This window comes from Streptomyces sp. NBC_00996, from assembly GCF_045162675.1.
Lineage (GTDB): Bacteria > Actinomycetota > Actinomycetes > Streptomycetales > Streptomycetaceae > Streptomyces.
The window spans coordinates 1,996,374-2,014,481 of sequence record NZ_CP108723.1 but is presented as its reverse complement, the minus strand read 5'-3'; the positions used below and the strand labels follow the sequence as shown (position 1 = coordinate 2,014,481).

13 protein-coding genes and 1 tRNA gene are annotated in these 18,108 nt (G+C 70.6%); 9 read left to right on the top strand and 5 right to left on the bottom strand.

The window, feature by feature from the left end:
* Positions 1–7: 7 nt before the first annotated feature.
* The 3 genes from OG390_RS09620 (at position 8) to OG390_RS09610 (ending at position 4,332) form a co-directional block, all read left to right on the top strand.
* Positions 8–856, top strand: a complete 849-nt coding sequence (locus OG390_RS09620; protein ID WP_406177578.1) for a carbohydrate ABC transporter permease — start codon at positions 8–10, stop codon at positions 854–856.
* Position 857: 1 nt separating this feature from the next.
* Positions 858–1,493 (top strand): hypothetical protein, encoded by a 636-nt coding sequence (locus tag OG390_RS09615; RefSeq protein WP_406166671.1) that lies wholly within the window; start codon positions 858–860, stop codon positions 1,491–1,493.
* A 103-nt stretch (positions 1,494–1,596) separates the two neighbouring features.
* Positions 1,597–4,332: a Tat pathway signal sequence domain protein gene (locus tag OG390_RS09610; RefSeq protein WP_406166669.1), complete on the top strand. Its 2,736-nt coding sequence runs from the start codon at positions 1,597–1,599 to the stop codon at positions 4,330–4,332.
* 172 nt (positions 4,333–4,504) lie between these two features.
* On the opposite strand, the gene OG390_RS09605 is transcribed toward OG390_RS09610, so the two are convergent.
* A complete protein-coding gene (locus OG390_RS09605; protein WP_406166667.1) occupies positions 4,505–7,021 on the bottom strand; it encodes an SCO7613 C-terminal domain-containing membrane protein in 2,517 nt (838 codons plus the stop codon).
* A gap of 88 nt (positions 7,022–7,109) precedes the next feature.
* Here OG390_RS09605 and OG390_RS09600 point away from each other — a divergent pair, with 88 nt between their 5' ends.
* Both OG390_RS09600 and OG390_RS09595 read left to right on the top strand, forming a co-directional pair.
* Positions 7,110–7,559, top strand: coding sequence for an SRPBCC family protein (locus OG390_RS09600; RefSeq protein ID WP_406166665.1), 450 nt, complete (start codon positions 7,110–7,112; stop codon positions 7,557–7,559).
* Positions 7,560–7,598: 39 nt separating this feature from the next.
* A tRNA-Val gene (locus OG390_RS09595) sits at positions 7,599–7,670 on the top strand.
* 68 nt (positions 7,671–7,738) lie between these two features.
* Here OG390_RS09595 and OG390_RS09590 read toward each other — a convergent pair.
* Positions 7,739–8,467: a 3'-5' exonuclease gene (locus OG390_RS09590; RefSeq protein ID WP_399076378.1), complete on the bottom strand. Its 729-nt coding sequence runs from the start codon at positions 8,465–8,467 to the stop codon at positions 7,739–7,741.
* A gap of 170 nt (positions 8,468–8,637) precedes the next feature.
* On the opposite strand from OG390_RS09590, the gene OG390_RS09585 reads away from it, so the two are divergent.
* The 3 genes from OG390_RS09585 to thrS all read left to right on the top strand — a co-directional run bounded on the left by OG390_RS09585 (position 8,638) and on the right by thrS (position 12,503).
* Positions 8,638–9,204: a DUF4365 domain-containing protein gene (locus tag OG390_RS09585; RefSeq protein ID WP_362020980.1), complete on the top strand. Its 567-nt coding sequence runs from the start codon at positions 8,638–8,640 to the stop codon at positions 9,202–9,204.
* Positions 9,201–10,418: a hypothetical protein gene (locus OG390_RS09580; RefSeq protein WP_399076374.1), complete on the top strand. Its 1,218-nt coding sequence runs from the start codon at positions 9,201–9,203 to the stop codon at positions 10,416–10,418. Before OG390_RS09585 ends, OG390_RS09580 begins: the two co-directional genes overlap by 4 nt.
* Before the next feature lie 105 nt (positions 10,419–10,523).
* Positions 10,524–12,503, top strand: coding sequence for a threonine--tRNA ligase (thrS, locus tag OG390_RS09575; protein ID WP_406166662.1), 1,980 nt, complete (start codon positions 10,524–10,526; stop codon positions 12,501–12,503).
* Positions 12,504–12,583: 80 nt separating this feature from the next.
* Here the strand turns inward: thrS and OG390_RS09570 are convergent, their stop codons facing one another.
* A complete protein-coding gene (locus OG390_RS09570; protein ID WP_406166661.1) occupies positions 12,584–13,240 on the bottom strand; it encodes a potassium channel family protein in 657 nt (218 codons plus the stop codon).
* Positions 13,241–13,307: 67 nt separating this feature from the next.
* On the opposite strand from OG390_RS09570, the gene OG390_RS09565 reads away from it, so the two are divergent.
* Positions 13,308–13,877, top strand: a complete 570-nt coding sequence (locus OG390_RS09565; RefSeq protein ID WP_406166659.1) for an HIT family protein — start codon at positions 13,308–13,310, stop codon at positions 13,875–13,877.
* Between the two features lie 129 nt (positions 13,878–14,006).
* Here the strand turns inward: OG390_RS09565 and OG390_RS09560 are convergent, their stop codons facing one another.
* A complete protein-coding gene (locus OG390_RS09560) occupies positions 14,007–15,662 on the bottom strand; it encodes a hypothetical protein (protein WP_406166657.1) in 1,656 nt (551 codons plus the stop codon).
* Between the two features lie 170 nt (positions 15,663–15,832).
* Positions 15,833–18,028: an elongation factor G-like protein EF-G2 gene (locus OG390_RS09555; protein ID WP_406177576.1), complete on the bottom strand. Its 2,196-nt coding sequence runs from the start codon at positions 18,026–18,028 to the stop codon at positions 15,833–15,835.
* Positions 18,029–18,108: the final 80 nt, after the last annotated feature.

Genomic DNA, 18,108 nt, shown 5'->3' with positions numbered 1-18,108 from the left:
CAAGCCCATGGAACTCGGTGGCCGCAAGCGCGCCGGCTCGCTGGTCTGGCACATCGGCGCCCTGCTGATCCTCGCGGTCGTCCTCTATCCCGTGATCTGGGTCCTCGGCGCCTCGTTCAAGCCCAGCCGGCAGATCATCGGCAGTCTGGACCTGTTCCCGACCAGTCCCATCCTCGGCAATTTCAAGGGACTGGCCGACGGCATCGCCGACATCTCGATCGCCACCTTCTTCCAGAACTCCCTCATCTACGCGCTCGGCTCCGTCGTCGGCATCCTCATCTCCTGCTCGCTGACGGCGTACGCCTTCGCCAAGATCCGGTTCGCCGGACGGAACCTGCTGTTCTCGCTGATGATCGGCACGCTGCTGCTGCCGTATCACGTGCTGCTCATCCCGCAGTACGTGATGTTCCAGAAGATGGAGCTGGTCAACACCTATGTGCCGCTGCTGATCGGCAAGTACCTGGCCACCGAGGCGTTCTTCGTCTTCCTCATGGTGCAGTTCATGCGGAACCTTCCCAGGGAACTGGACGAGGCGGCGCGGCTCGACGGGTGCGGACATCTGCGGATCTATTGGTCGATCGTGCTGCCGCTGTGCAGGCCCGCGCTCATCACCAGCGCGATCTTCACCTTCATCAACGCCTGGAACGACTTCATGGGCCCGCTGATCTACCTCAACGAGCCCAGCAAGTACACGGTCTCGCTGGGCATGATGATGTTCCGCGACCAGGAGGGAGTCGCCAACTACGGCGGCATGATCGCGATGTCGCTGGTCGCGCTGCTGCCCGTGCTCCTCTTCTTCCTCGCCTTCCAGCGGTATCTGATCGACGGTATGGCGACGTCGGGATTGAAGGGCTGACATGGCCACCACCCAGCCGCGGGCCAAGGCGCATCAGAAGGCGCCTGTGAAGGAAAAGTCCCGCAGGGCGCCCCGTGAATCCGTCTTCGCCGAGCGGTTCGCCGTGTTCGCGGAGTGTCTGCTCACCGGAGTCTGGATCGCGGTGACCTCGCTGCCGCTGGTCACCTACCCTGCCGCGTTCGCGGCCGGCGCGCGGCATCTGCGGCGGCGTGCGCACCATGAGGCGGGCGGTTGGCGGGAGTTCGTGGCCGACTTCCGGTCGGCCGTGCGGGGTGGCTGGATCGCCGGGCTCGCCGGATGGGCCGCGGCGGCCGCGGTGTGGGTGGACGTCCAGGCCGTGCGTGCCGGTATCCCCGGTGGCCCGCTGGTCGGGGCCGTCGGCCTCTTCGCCCTGATCGCAGGGGTGGTCGCCGGACTGCGCGCGGCGGCGGCCTGGGAGCCGGGGGCGTCCTGGCGGGCGCTGCTCGCGGACGCCGGGCGCCGCACCGTTCTCGATCCGGCCGGGTCCTTCCTGCTGATCGGCGGAGTGGCCGTGGTGGCCTGTTCCACCCTGTTGATCGCGCCGCTGGCGGTCCCCGTCCTGGGGGCCGTCGCGGCGGCGGCCGTCGCCGTGGAGGAGCGGTACCGGCGCCGCTGAGCACCCTCGCCCCGCACAGGTCGGCGCCCCCGGCGTCGCACCTCTCTCTGTCGTGCCCCTGACCACTCGCACGGAAAAGCTTCCCGCACGGAAAGGAAAGGCCATGTCCCCCATCCCCCGCAGGTCCCTTCTCAAGGCGGCCGCCGTCGCCGGAGCCGCCGCCCAGTTCAGCTGGGCGCTGGGCGGTACGAACGCACAGGCCGCCTCCAGGGCCGAGGCCGCGGACGCGGACCCCGTGACCGTGGATTGGCTGGAGGACGGCGGCCTCGGCGCGGCCCCCGGCTCCACGGTCGGCGTGCCCTGGCCGAAGGGCACGTACCAGCAGGACCAGACCTTCGCGCTCACGGACGCCGACGGCAAGGCCGTGCCCGTGCAGTCCTGGCCGATCGCCTACTGGCCGGACGGCTCTCTCAAGTGGACCGCGCACGCCGTGAGTTCGGACTCGGGGGAGCTCACGCTCACCGCGGGGGATCCGGCCGCGCCCGACAAGAAGGTCACCGTCGACAAGAGCGGCGGCACCATCGACATATCGACCGGGGTCATCACCGCGAAGATCGGCAAGAGCGGCTCGACGCTGGTCAAGTCCCTGACGCGCGGCTCGACCGAGATCGCCAGGAACGGCCGGCTGGTCCTCATCCGCCAGCCGGAGATCGAGGACGAGGACCAGGGCGCGGAGAAGTTCGAGCGCTTCGACTGCGCCATCTCCGAGGTCGACGTCGAGCAGGAGGGCCCGGTCCGTGCCGTCGTCCGCATTGACGGCAAGCACCGCAAGGGCGACCGGAGTTGGCTGCCGTTCTCGATCCGGCTCTACTTCTACGCGGGCGCCGACTCCTTCCGCATGGTGCACACCATCACCTTCGACGGGAAGCAGGAACCGGGCAAGGCGAGCGGCGACTTCATCCGCGGGCTCGGCGTCCGCTTCACCGTGCCCATGCGGGATGCCGCGTACGACCGCCACATCCGCATCGGCGGCGACGGGACCGGTCTGCTGCGCGAGGCCGTCAAGGGCGTCACCGGGCTGCGGCGCGACCCGGGCGCGGCCGTGCAGGCGGCCCAGTTCGCAGGCGAGAAGCTGCCCGACCCGTCGACCTGGGACCAGCGGGTGACGACACGGCTGCAGTACGTCCCCGAGTGGGGCGACTACACCCTCGCCCAGCTCTCCGCCGACGGCTTCACGCTGCGCAAGCGGACGAAGAAGGGGTACGGCTGGATCGGCGCGGGCGGCGGACAGCGCGCGTCGGGCTTCGGTTACGTCGGCGGTCCGAGCGGCGGATTCTCCTTCGGGCTGCGGGACTTCTGGGAGAAGTTCCCGGCGCAGCTCGACATCCGCGACGCCCACACCGACGAGGCCGAGGTCACCCTCTGGCTCTGGTCGCCCGAGGCGCAGCCCATGGACCTGCGCTTCTACCACGACGGCATGGGCCAGGACACCTATGCCGAACAGCTCGAAGGTCTCAATATCACCTATGAGGACTACGAGCCGGGCTTCGGCACGCCTTACGGCATCGCCCGCACCTCCGAACTCCTCTTCTGGGCCAACGAGTCGACGCCCACCCCCGAGAGGCTCGCCGAACAGGTGGACGCCGTACGGGTGTCGCCGCAGCTCGCCGCCCCGCCCAAGCAGCTCATCAAGGCGAAGGTGTTCGGCCCCGGCCTCTACTCGGAGCCGGACCGCTCCACGCCCGCCAAGGCGAAGATCGAGGACCACCTCGACTTCCTCTTCACCTATTACAAGGACCAGGTGGAGATGCGCCGTTGGTACGGCTTCTGGGACTACGGCGACATCATGCACTCGTACGACCCGGTCAGGCACCAGTGGCGGTACGACGTCGGCGGCTACGCCTGGGACAACTCCGAGCTGTCGCCGGACCTCTGGCTGTGGTTCGCGTACATCCGAAGCGGCCGCTCGGACATCTTCCGCTTCGCCGAGGCGATGACCCGGCACACCGGCGAGGTCGATGTCTACCACCTCGGCCAGTGGGCGGGCCTCGGCACCCGGCACGGCGTCCAGCACTACGCCGACAGCGCCAAGCAGCAGCGCATCGCCAACACCACGTACCGCCGCTACTACTACTTCCTCACCGCGGACGAACGGGTGGGCGACCTCATGCACGCCAACGTCGACTCCGACGAGACGTTCCTGGTGCTCGACCCGATCCGCAAGATCCGCACCGAGCCGTACACGCCCGACCGGCACGCGCTGTCGATCGGCTTCGGCACGGACTGGAGCGGGCTCGTGTCGGCGTGGCTGACGGAGTGGGAGCGCAAGGGGCCGAAGTGGGAGAAGGCCAAGGCGCGCGTGCTGTCGACGATGGAGACCATCGCCGCTCAGCCCAACGGCTTCGTGCAGGGCAGCGGCCTGTACGACCTGGACACGGGCAAGTTCGCGGTCGCCGCGACGCCCGTCGTCGGAGTCTCGCATCTCTCCGCGGTCTTCGGCCTCAACGAGCTGTGCGCCGAGCTCATCGACCTCGTCGACATGCCCGCCTTCAAGGACGCGTACCTCGACTACTGCCGTTACTTCAACGCCACCAAGGCCGAACAGGCCGCGCGCTACGGCTCCAATTTCGGCACGCTGCTGCTCTTCCAGGGGCACTCCCGCCTCGACGCGTACGCCGCCGTGCAGACCGGCGACGCGAAACTCGCCACGCGCGCGTGGAGCAAGTTCTACAACTCCGACGGCTACACGGAGTCCTCGCCCTGGAAGACGGAGAAGGTGAGCGGCCCGGTCACCCTGGTGCCGGGCAGCGAGGCCAACTGGGTCTACACGAACGACACCGCGCTGTACGGCCTCGCCGCCATCGAGAATCTGGCGCTGCTGGGCGACAAGATGCCGTAGCCGCACGCCCGTCGAGGACGCGCTGGTGCGCTGCGCCAGAAGTTCGTCGGTGGATTCGCGCCTTGCCCGGCCGGGTTGGTTGTCCGCCCGTCCAGCCCCGGCCTGCGAGTATTCGGCCAAGTCGGCGGCAGTGGGGCGCCAAGAACTAACGACGAATTAATGGCGCAGGACACTAGTCCATCCTCCCCAGCACCTCCCGCACTCGCCGCGCGTCGCGGATCCGCTGCTCGTACGTCGCACCCAGTGCGAGCAGCAGCAGACCGGCGAGTGCGGGAGGCACCCAACGGGGGAGCGCATCGACCACCTGCACGATGTACGGGGCGAGTTCGTGCAGGGCGTCCAACGTGAGCACCGTGCCGCCCAGCACGAGCGGCGCCTGGAGGCGGTTCCGGGCGCCCACGAGGGTGACCAGCAGCGCCGCCACGCCGAGCAGCAGCGGGCGCGACCAGTGGGCGTCGCCCCACGCCGCGAACAGGCTCGGCACGAGCGTGGCCGACAGCCCCGGTCCGTACGCCGTCCATGACGAGACCTGGGGGTCCTTGCGGCGCCTCAACGCCCCCACCAGCAGCGCCGGGACGGTCACCGGGAGCGTGTACGCCTCCGGGGGGCCGACGTCCCAGGCCGCCAGGCGGACCCAGGTGGCCAGCACGAAGAGGGCGGCGGCCGCGTATCCGACGGGGCGCCGGTCCTCCCGTACGGCGGTGCCGCAGGCAATCACCCCGCAGAGCGCCAGCACCAGGGCCAGCATCGGCGGATCGGTGACCGTGAGCGCGATGGCGAGCAGACCCGCGACGGCTCCCGTCACCTCCACCGGCACGGCCACGGACGAGTCACTCAGGCGCGCCGCGAGGAGGGCCGCGCCGACCGGCACCACGAGGACGAGCAGCGCGGTGTGCTGTGGTTGCCAGCCGAGGGAGCCTCCCGCGGCACAGGCCAGGGCGGTGGTGTACGCGAGAGAGGCGGGCGCCGCGACGGGGCCGAGGCCGGGGCGCCACGCCGCGGCCGCGAACAGGACGGCCAGTGCGGCGAGGACGGTGAGGGTCGGACCCTCGGAGGCCAGCGACAGGAACGCGAGGCCGAGGGAGGTGAGCAGGGCCAGCAGGAGCGGGGGCGCCTGGGGCCGGCCCGGGCGGGCGGCGTACGCCAGAGCGGCCACCGTCGTGAGGCCTTGCACCAATAGTCCTGCCACGTAGGGGAGTTCGAGAGCCGCCGGGAGCACGAGCACCGTCGCCCAGGCCAGCGTCGGTGCGCAGATCAGGGCCTGTGGACGCCAGGCGGCGCCGCGGACCGCCACCACAAGGACTCCGGCGACGAGCGCCAGGACGATGGGTGCCGTGGCCGCGGCGGCGGGCCAGGGCACGTCCATGGTCACCGCGTCCCGGGCGGTCTTCGGCGCGCCCGACCAGATCCTCTCCGACCAGCCGACCGGACCCAGCAGAGCGATGGCGGCCGGCGGCAGCGCCCACACCACCGCCACGGCCTGCACGGAGCCGGAGGCCCAGGCGAGGCCGCGCCGCACCGGATCGGGCCAGCGGGTGCGTACGGCGGCCAACAGAGCGATACCGAACGCCAGATGGCCCGGTACCGTCCAGTCGTCGGGCAGCGCCGAGCGCAGGACGCCGCCGAGTGCGGCGACGGTGATGAGACCGCCCGCCAGGGCGAGGCCGGTCGCGGCGTTCGGCTTCGAGACGTGCCACGCCGCCGCCAGGGCGATCGCCGCGGCAAGGAGGAGGAGCGCCGCCGCACGGGCGGCGGCGCTCGGGCCGGAGGCCGTCCAGGACAGCCAACCGGCGGCAAGGGTGCCCCAGCCGCCCAGGCCGTACGCGCCGACGGCGGCGACCACACGGACGGACTTCACGGGGATCCGCAGCGCGACCAGCGTGTCGAACGCGGCCGTCACCAGCAGCGCGGCCGTGACGGTGCGGACGCCCGCGTCGGCCGCCGCCGCCCAGAGGAGCAGCGGGAGCTGGGCCGCGGCCACGGCGGTGGGCAGAGGCAGACGCAGGGGGAGCCGGGGGAGTCGGGGGAGACGTATGCCGGTGGTGGCCTCGGGCTCTGCGGCGCCGGGGATGTTCGCCCGTTCTCCCGCGCCGGCGGTGTCCGTCCGCTCTCCCGCACGGGTGCTGTCCGTCCGGTGTGCGGCCGGCCGGTTCAGCGTGCCCACGGCGAGACCGTACGCCGCCCACACCACGGCCAGCACGGCCGACGCGATCGCCGCGTACCCCGGCCCGTCGGTGTCCGGCAGCGCGACCTCGTGCAGCGCGTAGACGTCGAGGACCGTCAGCGCGAGGCCGAGTCCCGCCACCGACTCGGCCGTCGAACGCAGCCCGCGGCCGAGGAGGAGTACGGGCGCACCGAGCGCCGCCATCGTCACCGCGCCGAGAACCAGTGCACGCCCGGCGATCCCCAGGTGTCCCCAGCTGACCACGGTGAACGCGACGGCGGCCACGGTCAGCAGGATGCCGCCGAGCAGCAGGAGCAGGTTCTGGACACCGGGTGCGCTGGTCTCGGGCCGACGCGCGGGGACGGCCTGGGGCCGGTGCGGGGGAGCGGGCGGCGCGGCCACCGGCTGCAGGGCCGCGACCAGCCACGCGCGGCGCGCCAGCAACACGGTCCGGCGGGCGTCCAGTTGCCGCAGCTCGGCGTCGAGGAGTCGCAACTCCTCGGCCGGGGGCGGGATGTGGGTCATGCTCCGGAGTGTGGTCCCGGTCACGTTCGACGGCATGAGTGCGCGTACTCAGGATGTACTCAGATCCGCGGACGGGCACACTCGGTGCATGGACTGGAGCCATTACCGCTTCCGCAGCGTGTGGGACCTGCCCGCGCCGCCCCCCGCCGTGTACGTCGTGCTGCAACAGGCCGAGGACTACCCCCGCTGGTGGCCCCAGGTGCGCGAGGTGATCCCTGTCGACGAGCGCAGCGGCGTCATCCGGATCCGCTCGGTCCTTCCGTACGACATGACGTTCACCGGGCGGGAGGTGCGGCGCGACCCGGCGGGCGGCGTGCTGGAGATCGCGATGTCCGGCGACATCGACGGCTGGGCGCGCTGGACGCTCACCGCGGACGGGCCGGGCAGCACGCGTGCCCAGTACGACCAGGAGGTCGTTGTGAGCAAGCCGCTGCTGCGGCGGTTCGCCGTGCCGGGGCGGCCCGTCTTCCGCGCCAACCACGCGCTGATGATGCGGGCGGGGCGGCGCGGCCTCAGGGCCTACCTGGAAGCGGTTTGAACGAGACCCGCCGGGACCTGTATGGTTCAGTGCGTTCCCGGGCGATTAGCTCAGTGGGAGAGCGCTTCGTTCACACCGAAGAGGTCACTGGTTCGAACCCAGTATCGCCCACCCGGAGAAGACCGGTCCGTCACAGACGGACCGGTTTTTCTGTGCTCACGGACCGGTTCTCGGCGCCTTCAGGCCGCTGCCGCGGGCAGGTCCGGCCGCAGCGGCCACGCCGGATCCACCGCCTCCTCCGAGCCGCTGCGCGCGAACCACGCCTGCAGTCCGCGTGCCTGTGCCGCATGCCACACCGCCTGCAGCGTGTGCAGCTCGGCCGGGGTGAGCCGCTCCAGACGGGCCGCGAAACGGCGCCCCACCGCGCGCACGACATCCATCGCGGCCAGCGCGTCGGCAGCCGCGTCGTGCGCCCCCTCCAGGACCACGTCGTAGTGCGCGCACAGGTCGGTGAGGGTGCGGCGGCCCTTGCGATAGCGGTCCAGATGTTTGTCGAGGACCCGGGGATCGAGCACGCGCAGCGGCGTGGCCTCGAACCAGCGGTCGAGGGAGGAGGCGCGATGGCGGCGCAACTCCCGGTCCAGCAACGTCAGATCGAAGGGCGCGTTCATCACCACGAGCGGACGGCCCGCCGCGGCCTGTTCGCCCAGCTCCCGGGCTATCTCGTCCATCACCGGCGACGGCCAGCGGCCGTTGCGCTGCAGATGTTCGTCCGTGAGCCCGTGCACCGCCGTCGCCCCCGCGGGCACCGGCACTCCGGGGTTCACCAGCCATCGGGTCACCCGCGGACGGGAACCCGGGGCGTCCTGGACTACGACGGCGGCCGACACGATCCGGTCGGTCTCGACGTCCACGCCCGTGGTCTCCGTGTCGAACGCGGCCAAGGGGCCCTCGTACCAGCACGTCATACGTTCACAACTCCTCGTTCACCCACGGCAGCTGACGTACCGTCTTCTGCCCGTTTGGTGATACCCGAGCTGTTTGCGCCGTACGCCGGAGGGAGACAACAGAGGTACGGGTCTTTGCAGTTCAGCGACCCGTCGCGGGGAAACACTTGGTTGGGAAGGCTGTTGGACTCATGGCACTCGCGCAGCCCGAACGGGGCGGGCTGCTGCCCCAGCGGACGGCACCCCATCGCGGCACACTCGCCACCACCGCCTGCATGGAGACCTTGCAGGTCGGCTATCTGCACGCCGTCGCGGCAGCCGCAGGCTGCTCGCTGTCCCAGCCTTTTCCGGACAACGGCATCGACTGGCACGTCAGCCACAGCGCCCCCGGGCATACGGTCGACGACGAAGTCACCATCAAGGTGCAGCTCAAGTGCACGTACCAGATCCCGCCGAACCCGCCGGGGCCCGCCTTCTCCTTCACGCTCGACAACGAGCACCTGGCGAAGCTCGCCCGCACCCCGGTCTCGGTGCACAAGATCCTGGTCGTGATGCTCGTGCCCAGGTCCCAGGACGACTGGCTGCGCGCCAGCCACGACCGGCTCGATCTGCGGCACTGCTGCTACTGGACCAACCTCGCCGGACACGCCATCACCGGTCGGCGCAGGACCACCGTCCGAATTCCGACGGCTCGGATCTTCGACGACCGGGCGCTCTGCGAGATCATGACGCGGGTCGGGACGGGAGGCAGACCATGACCCACCGCCCGATCGGCGAAGCCCTGCGGCCGGTCAGGCCGCATCCGGCCGAGGCCCTGTGGCACGAGCCGCCCGCGCCCGGTCAGGTCGACCCCGCCGTGCTCAGCGCCCTGCTGCAGCGGCACGGCTGGCAGCGGCGAGGAGGCGCGCCGGGACGGTACGGCCGGTGGACCCCACCCGGGCCCGGTGGCGGCGGCACCAGCCTGCTGGTGCCGGAGAACCGGGCCTTCCCCGACAGCGACGACCTGCTCGGCGAGGCGCTCGTCGCGCTCTCCCGCAGCGGCTCGCCGTCCGCGCGTGACGTGCTCGTCGCGCTTGCCGTGCCCAGCGACGAGATCCGCTGGTGGCGCGACGTCCCCACCGGACCCGTGGGCGCCGCGCCCTGGACCGTCGAGGAGCAGCTGCGCGCGGCCGCCCGCCAGATGCTGCTCGCGGGCGCGCTCGCCACGCGCGCGCGTGCGGGCTACTACGGCGCCCGGCACCGCAGGTCCGCCGCCGCCTCCCTGGAGAACGTCCTGGTCGGCGCCGAACCCGGCGGGCGCAGGCTCACCGCCTTCGTGCCCGTCGACACCGGGCGGCCGGTCGCCATCCGCCTGCACCAGGCCCTCTATGCCGCCCGCGAGGCCATCGACTACCAGCGGGCCACCGGTGGCATGGACGCCTTCGACGCGGCGGTCGAGGCGGGCGTCAGCCACGAGCTCATGGAGGCCCTGGTGGCCCTCGTCCGCGGCACCGAGGGAGCCCGGATCGCCGTCGAGTGGGCGCCCGCCGCCGGTGTCCCCGAGGGCGGCGCGAGTCCCGCCGAGCCGGTCGAGTTCTCGCCCGGCGACCTGCCCGTGCTGCGCGAGGCCGGAGCCCGCTTTCTGCGCGAGGAGCCGTCCGTGCCGGTGCGCCTGACCGGCGCCGTGGTGCGGATGCGCAGGTCGGGGCCGCGCGGCGAGGGCACTGTACGGCTGCGGGTCATCGCGGGCGCCGAGGTCCCGCACGTACGCATGACGCTCGACGAGGAGGCGTACCGGATAGCGGGCCATGCCCATCTCGTAGGGCTGCCGGTGCGGGTGCACGGAAGGCTGGAGAGCCGCGGCGGCTTCCGCAGGCTCACGGACGCCTCCGGAGTCGTACCCGTGCAGGTGGACGAGGCCGAGCGGGACCGGCTGATGAAGTCGCTCCAGGAGAACCTGGACTTCTTCGAGGAGGCGTGCAGCGGGGACTGAGACGGGGCCGTGGTTATCCGTTTCGCGAACGGGACCCCGGGCTCGGTACGATTCCTGTCTGCGTACGCGAGTGGCGGCGCGCCCACCTTCAGGCAGGAGAGTCCGGTGTCAGACGTCCGTGTGATCATCCAACGCGATTCCGAGCGGGAAGAGCGCGTGGTGACGACGGGCACTACGGCCGCCGATCTTTTCGACGGCGAGCGCACCATCGTCGCGGCCCGTGTCGGCGGCGAGCTCAAGGACCTCGCGTACGAGCTGAAGGACGGCGAGACCGTCGAGGGTGTGGAGATCTCCTCCGACGACGGCCTCAACATCCTGCGCCACTCCACCGCGCACGTGATGGCGCAGGCCGTGCAGGAGCTCTTCCCCGAGGCCAAGCTGGGCATCGGCCCGCCGGTCAAGGACGGCTTCTACTACGACTTCGACGTCGCCGAGCCGTTCACGCCCGAGGACATCAAGCGCGTCGAGAAGAAGATGCAGGAGATCCAGAAGCGCGGACAGAAGTTCTCCCGCCGGGTCACCTCCGACGACGCCGCCCGCGAGGAGCTGGCCGACGAGCCCTACAAGCTGGAGCTCATCGGCCTCAAGGGCAACGCCGCGCAGGCCGCCGAGGGTGCCGACGCCGAGGTCGGCGCCGGCGAGCTGACGATCTACGACAACCTCGACGCCAAGACCGGCGAGCTGTGCTGGAAGGACCTCTGCCGCGGTCCCCACCTGCCCACCACCCGGAACATCCCGGCGTTCAAGCTGATGCGCTCGGCCGCCGCGTACTGGCGCGGCAGCGAGAAGAACCCGCAGCTCCAGCGCATCTACGGCACCGCCTGGCCGACCAAGGACGAGCTGAAGGCGTACCTGGACTTCCTCGTCGAGGCCGAGAAGCGCGACCACCGCAAGCTCGGCGCCGAACTGGACCTCTTCTCCATCCCGGAGGAGCTGGGCTCCGGCCTCGCGGTCTTCCACCCCAAGGGCGGCATCGTCCGCCGGGAGATGGAGACCTACTCTCGCCGGCGCCACGAGGACGCGGAATACGAGTTCGTCAACACCCCGCACATCTCGAAGGAAAACCTCTTCGTGACCTCGGGGCACCTGCCGAACTACGCGGACGCGATGTTCCCGCCGCTGGAGTTCGACGGGCAGAACTACCGCCTCAAGGCGATGAACTGCCCTATGCACAACCTGATCTTCAAGGCGCGCGGCCGCTCCTACCGCGAGCTGCCGCTGCGGCTCTTCGAGTTCGGCACGGTCTACCGCTACGAGAAGTCGGGCGTCGTGCACGGCCTGACCCGCGCCCGCGGCTTCACGCAGGACGACTCGCACATCTACTGCACCAAGGACCAGATGGCCGGAGAGCTGGACTCGCTGCTCACCTTCGTCCTGGATCTGCTGCGCGACTACGGACTGAACGACTTCGAGCTGGAGCTGTCGACCCGTGACGACTCCCCGAAGTTCATCGGCGAGGAGGCGGAGTGGGAGGAGGCCACCGACGCGCTGCGTCAGGCGGCCGAGAAGCAGGGCCTCCCGCTGGTTCCCGACCCGGGCGGCGCCGCGTACTACGGCCCGAAGATCTCCGTCCAGGCCAAGGACGCCATCGGCCGCTCCTGGCAGATGTCCACCATCCAGGTCGACTTCCAGCAGCCCAAGCGGTTCAACCTGGAGTACACGTCCGCGGACGGCTCCAAGCAGCAGCCGGTGATGATCCACCGCGCGCTGTTCGGTTCGATCGAGCGCTTCTTCGCGGTGCTCCTGGAGCACTACGCGGGCGCGTTCCCGGCGTGGCTGGCGCCTGTGCAGGCGATCGGCATCCCGATCGGCGACGCGCACGTGCCGTACCTCGAGGAGTTCGCGAAGAAGGCGAAGGCGGCCGGTCTGCGCGTCGAGGTCGACGGGTCCTCGGACCGCATGCAGAAGAAGATCCGCAACGCGCAGAAGCAGAAGGTGCCCTTCATGGTCATCGCGGGCGACGAGGACATGACGGCCGGAGCCGTCTCCTTCCGCTACCGCGACGGCTCGCAGGAGAACGGCATCCCGGTCGACGAGGCGATCGCCAAGATCGTGCAGGTCGTCCAGGAGCGCGCGCAGGTCTGACGGCGACGGTTGCGAGGCGTACGTAGGTGAGGCATACGGCGCTCTTCTGACACGTACGTGAGGTCAGGCCCCCGGAGAGCTCAGCTCCCCGGGGGCCTTTCGTCGCCCTCACGGGTGAACACCTGCAGCAGCCACGAGGAGAACGACCCCGTCACCGCACCGAGCAGCGCCAGGCCGCACCCCATCAGCCCCACTGCGATCACGCGCCCCAGCGGCGTCACCGGGGTGACATCCCCGTAGCCCACCGTCGCGAGCGTGGAACAGGCCCACCACACCGAGTCCCCGAAGGTCAGGATCGTTGCGTGCGGCGCCGTGTGCTCCACCTGGTAGACGGCGAGGGCGCCCGCGAAACCGATCAAGGTGACCGACAGACCCGCGTAGAACACCACGCGCGCGTACAGCGCGAGCCGGGGCTGCCCATGGCGGCGCTGTACGGCCTCGTAGACCTTCACGACGCGCAGTGGGCGCAGCAGGGGCAGGACGAGCACCAGGGTGTCCAGCCAGTGCGTCCGTACGAAGCGGAGGCGCTGCCCGCTCAGCCGCCAGCGCACCGCGTAATCGACGCCGAACAACGCCCAGGCGGCCACCATCGCCGCCAGGCAGGCGTCCAGTGCGGCGGCGGGCAGACCGTGACCCAGGACAAGAGCCGCGTACGAGGCGAGAAAGACCAGCGAGGCCAGGGCGAGCGCGACCTCGGTACGTCGCTCCCAGCGGACCTGTGGGCTGTCGTCGTCCATCGACCCAGCTTGGCCGGGGGGCCTGTTCCGCGGCACCCGCCGACACGCCGCGAACGGGCGAAGTCATATGCTGCACAACATGACGAGTGAGCCGGAGCAGCAGATCGGAGTGGGAACGCAGGACGCGTTCCAGCGCTTGTGGACGCCCCATCGGATGGCTTACATCCAGGGCGAGAACAAGCCCACCGGTCCGGGGGCCGACGACGGCTGTCCCTTCTGCTCGATCCCGGCCAAGTCCGACGAGGACGGGCTGATCGTCAAGCGCGGCGAGCAGGTGTACGCCGTGCTCAACCTCTACCCGTACAACGGCGGCCACCTCATGGTCGTGCCCTACCGCCACGTCGCCGACTACACGGACCTGACGGACCCGGAGACCGCCGAACTGGGCGAGCTGACCAAGCAGGCCATGACCGCGCTGCGCACCGCCTCGGGCGCGCAGGGCTTCAACATCGGCATGAACCAGGGCACGGTCGCGGGCGCCGGCATCGCCGCCCATCTCCACCAGCACATCGTCCCCCGCTGGGGCGGCGACACGAACTTCATGCCGGTCGTGGGCCACACCAAGGTCCTGCCCCAGCTCCTGGCGGACACCCGCAAGATGCTGGCCGAGGCCTGGCCGAGGCCTGAGCCGCGTTAGCGGAGTCTCCCCGCGCCCATGAGGGGCGCGGGGCGTCACATCATGCGGCTCCGCCGCTTGGGCGCGACCAGCTCACCACGATCCGCACATCACGACGCACGGTCGCGTCCCCGCTCGTCGGCCGGAGGCCTACGCGTCGTAGAGATCGGCCTTCCGAGGCATCGGGTCCTGGACCGCCGTGCTGAGGAACGCGGAGCGGTTGCCGAACTTCTCGGTGTCGACGCCGTTCTCCTCCAAGACCCTGATCGCCGCCGCGTGCACCACACGCAGGACCGGCGTCGCGGCCCGCAGCGCGTCGTCCGCCATGAAGCGGTGCCGCCACGGCTGATCGGCCCACGCGTGCCGCAGCCCGAAGGGCTCGGGCAGCGTCAGGGTCCCGCCGAGCCAATTGAGGAACGGCGGATACCAGGTGAAGGGCGCCCGCGCCGCGAGTCGCACGACCTCGTCCGTGGTGACCAGCGGCAGATTCACCTTGCGGGTCTCCCAGAACTTGACGGCCTTCGCGACCTCCTTGGTCGGCGCCTCCGGCTTCGTCGTGAAGAGCGGGTTCACCGGACCCAGCGCGTGCCCCGTGACCTCGATGCGCAGTGTCTCGTGCAGCACGGTCACGGTGATCAGCATGGTGATGATCAACTGGCCGTCCCAGAGCGTCCATTGGACCCCGAGGTAGTGCCGGTCCCCGCTGCCGAACTGCTGCTTGTTGCAGATGTCCTGTATGGCGTGGGTCTTGATCGTGTACGCGTCCACGTCCGTCCCGGCCGGCCGGGACACCGCCTTCGCGTTCTCACCGATCGGCGTGACGACCCAGTGCTTTATCGAAGGGGCGGGGAAACCACCGGTGTTGAGGGGGCCGCGCTCCAGCATGCGCAGCTGGTCGTGGATGGACCGGATCACGTCCCAACTGCGGAACGGATGGATCTCCTTGTCCGCGTCGCGCGGCACCAGGTCCTCGGCGAGCTGCCAGGCACCCCAGCGGGTGCCCATGCCGAGTATGCCCTTGGGGCCCGCGTAGAAGACCGAGTTGGACTGCTGCTCGGCGGTGAGCCGGGCGAGGGACTGGCGCAGCCGCTCGGCCGCCGTCTCACCGGGACTGCCGGGCACGGCCTCGGGGATCTTGGCGCCGATGCCGCCGCCGGACAACAGGCTGTCCCAGCGGTCGCGCAGGTCCTTGGCCGTGCGCTCGCAGATCTGCTTGGCCCAGAGCCAGCCGACGACGGGGAGCACGATCGCCGCGCGTGCGTACCAGGCCCAGAAGCCCGTGAACGGCATGCGGATGAGGAAGAGCACGGCGAGGGCGCCGACGGCGACGAGCAGCGTGGTCGCGAGGGCCGAGGCGCGCTTGTCCTCGCGCTTGGCGATCTGCGTGCGGATCTGGAAGACGAGCAGCCAGACCAGGAGACCGGGCAGGAAGAGCAGCCCGCACAGCACCATCACGGCCGACAGCCAGTTGTCGCGCTCCCTGCGGATGCGGTTCGCCGCAAGGCAGTGTTCCACGATGACCTGCGGCTCGGTGCCGAAGGACTGGATGAGCGGCTTGCGGCCCGCGCCCAGCATGCGGTCCTGCACGGCCCGCGCGAAGGCCTCGCCCAGGTTCGGCGCGAACAGCTTGATCTTGCCGGGCTTCACGGTGGACTTGTGCCAGTCGTTGTCGGCCTTGAGGATCTCCTCGACACCGTTGTCCCGGTACGCCGCCGAGGCCAGGGCGAAGGTCGCCGCCGTCTGCCCCGCGGAGCCCGAGAGCGGCACCTGCGCCCCGGGAGTGAAATCGAAACCGTCGAATGCCACTTCCGCCCCCCTCGCCGCCGCACCCGCTCCTGCGGCCTTTCCCGACTTCCGTGCCCCGCACACCTGTTGATCAGGTCATCGTCTTGATCAGGTTCTCAGAGTATCGGCCGCGACCGACATTCGTCGGCGGACGGCCGAAGCCGTCCGCCGACCGATGAGGCGCCGAACGCTCAGGCGTCCTGGGTCTGTTCGCGGATCCTTTCGGCGATCTGAGGCGGCATCGGTTCGTGCCGCGCGTAACTGCGGTTGAAGCGCGCGGTGCCGTGCGAGAGGGAGCGCAGATCGACGGCGTACCGCCCGATCTCGATCTCCGGGACCTCGGCCCGTACAAGGGTGCGCCCGCCGCCCGTCTGCTCGGTGCCGACGACTCGGCCGCGCCGCCCCGACAGGTCGCTCATCACGGCGCCCACATAGTCGTCGCCGACCAGGACGGTCACCTCGGCCACAGGCTCCAGGAGATGGATCCTGGCGTCGGCGGCCGCCTCGCGCAGGGCGAGCGCGCCGGCCGTCTGGAACGCGGCGTCGGAGGAGTCCACGGAGTGAGCCTTGCCGTCGAGCAGCGTGATCCGTACGTCGATGAGGGGATAGCCCGCGGCCACGCCCTTGGCGGCCTGGGTGCGGATGCCTTTCTCGACGGACGGGATGAACTGCCGGGGCACGGCGCCGCCGACGACCTTGTCCACGAACTCGATGCCCGAGCCGTTCGGCAGCGGTTCGACCTCGATCTCGCAGATCGCGTACTGGCCGTGCCCGCCGGACTGCTTCACATGGCGCCCGCGCCCGGCGGACCTGCCCGCGAACGTCTCTCGTAGGGAGACCTTGTACGGGACGACGTCGACCTGGACGCCGTAGCGGTTGCGCAGCCGCTCCAGGGCGACGTCGGCGTGGGCCTCGCCCAGGCACCACAGGACGACCTGGTGGGTGTTCTGGTTCTGCTCCAGGCGCATGGTGGGGTCCTCGGCGACCAGCCGCCCCAGGCCCTGCGAGAGCTTGTCCTCGTCGGCCTTGCTGTGCGCCTGGATGGCGAGCGGAAGCAGCGGGTCGGGCATCTGCCACGGCTCCATGAGCAGGGGAGTGTCCTTCGCCGAGAGGGTGTCCCCGGTCTCGGCCCGGTTCAGCTTCGCCACGCACGCCAGATCGCCCGCGATGCAGTGCGTGAGGGCGCGCTGCTGTTTGCCGAACGGCCTGGACAGGGCGCCCACCCGCTCGTCGACGTCGTGGTCCTCGTGACCCCGGTCGGTCAGCCCGTGCCCGGACACGTGCACCGTCTCGTCGGGGCGCAGGGTGCCCGAGAAGACCCGGACCAGCGAGACCCGGCCCACGTACGGATCGGACGCCGTCTTCACGACCTCCGCGACCAGCGGCCCGTTCGGGTCGCAGGCCTTCACCACGCGCGCCTCGCCGGCCGGCGTGGTCACCGTGGGGGCCTCGCGCTCCAGCGGGGTCGGGAAGCCGCCCGTGACGAGTTCGAGGAGTTCGACCGTGCCGAGGCCCTGGCGGGCGCCGTCGGCGGCCGGAGCGGCGGCCAGCACCGGGAAGAAGGTTCCCCGCGCCACGGCCCGCTCCAGGTCCTGCACGAGCGTCTTGAGATCGATCTCCTCGCCGCCGAGATAGCGGTCCATGAGGGTCTCGTCCTCGCTCTCGGCGATGATCCCCTCGATGAGCCGGTTGCGTGCCTCCTCGATGAGAGGCAACTGCTCGGGTCCCGGCTCCGCCTCCTTGCGCTCCCCGGAGGAGTAGTCGAACAGCCGCTGGGACAGCAGCCCGATCAGACCCGTCACGGGCGCGTGCCCGTCGGGGCCCTCCTCGCCGCGCAGCGGTAGATACAGGGGCAGCACGGCGTCGGGGTCGTCCGCGCCGAAGGCCTCCGCGCAGATCCGCGTCATCTCTTCGAAGTCCGCTCTGGCGGCTTCGAGATGGGTGATCACGATGGCCCTCGGCATGCCGACGGCCGCGCACTCCTCCCACACCATCCGGGTCGAGCCGTCCACGCCGTCCGAGGCCGAGACGACGAAAAGGGCCGCGTCCGCCGCTCGCAGACCGGCCCGCAGTTCCCCGACGAAGTCGGCGTATCCGGGGGTGTCCAGAATGTTGATCTTGTATCCGTCCCAGTCGACGGGTACCAGGGAGAGCTGCACCGAGCGCTGCTGCCGGTGCTCGATCTCGTCGTAGTCGGAGACGGTGCCGCCGTCCTCCACACGGCCCGCCCGGTTCACTGCCCCCGCGGTGAGCGCGAGAGCTTCCACCAATGTCGTCTTGCCCGATCCGCTGTGGCCGACCAGCACCACATTCCGTACGGACGCGGGGTGGTCGGCCGCCGTAGCCCTGCCGGCGGCTCCGGGGTGTGCGTTCGCCTTGTCGCCCATGGCCTTGCCTCCCGTGCACGGTGAGGTCTCTGTGGGCGCGGGCATACGGATCCGCGTGCGGTGCGGCTCCGATGACGCCC